1 protein-coding gene is annotated in these 772 nt (G+C 51.7%); it reads right to left on the bottom strand.

What is annotated here, in order from left to right; all coding sequences use genetic code 11:
* Positions 1-210: 210 nt before the first annotated feature.
* On the bottom strand, positions 211-336 hold the full coding sequence (locus IFT84_RS21840; RefSeq protein ID WP_446737637.1) for an integrase core domain-containing protein: 126 nt from the start codon (positions 334-336) through the stop codon (positions 211-213).
* Positions 337-772: the final 436 nt, after the last annotated feature.

Below are 772 nucleotides of genomic sequence, written 5' to 3'. Positions count from 1 at the left end.
TTTTCTCGGAGCCGTGCAGCTCATCGCTGCGGTCATTTCACTCAACTGACGACACGCCCTAGAACCATCCTCTCGTTAGCTTTAGGAAAGTGTTGGGCTTTCAATACGGCAATATGCCGCCTGTTTTTTCACAGCTAGTTTCATTGCGAAATTACTCGGTGTGATGTTGCCGAATGAAGAGTGCGATCTGTTACGATTGTGGTCTTCATTCTATGCTACGATCTCAGTCCTAGCCTGTATCTGTGACGAGAACAGTGTCTCGTTAAGGCATTCGTCACCCAAGCTGCCCTTGAAGCTTTCTACGAAGTCATTCTGCATAGGCTTGCCCGGTGCGATATAATGCTATTTAACATGAGTGCTTTGGACCATTGCACAACGGCTATACTGGTCATCACCGTGCCATCTTCCGAGACAAACGTTCGCGGTTGACTCGTTGAACGATAGCGGCATTGAGTTGCCGGGCAAGCCGCCGCCCACTAGCAACGTGTCAGCAAGCATCGCTAGGCATTCGGAGGTGAATTCTTCCACGGCTGCGAAGAGCCGAAAGCGATGACCATCTATGAAGGCGTCGCGAACGAAATCCGGGCTCCAGCGCTCTTTAGCACGCAAGGCCGTGCTCAAGGCCGTTTCGTCCTCAAAGCCCGTTTACGTCCGTCACGGTTGCGCACCGTCAGCGTCTCTTCACGATAAAGACTCGCATTTTGCGCTTTACCGCACTGCGCTTGCAGGTGGTTCACGAACTAATCTGAGTAATCAGTTGTCCGTAGGCCAA

Origin of the sequence: Rhizobium sp. CFBP 8762 (assembly GCF_014841565.1) — a bacterium.
GTDB lineage: Bacteria > Pseudomonadota > Alphaproteobacteria > Rhizobiales > Rhizobiaceae > CFBP-8762.
The sequence above is the reverse complement of the archived record's forward strand: the minus strand, read 5'-3'. Positions and strand labels throughout refer to the sequence as shown.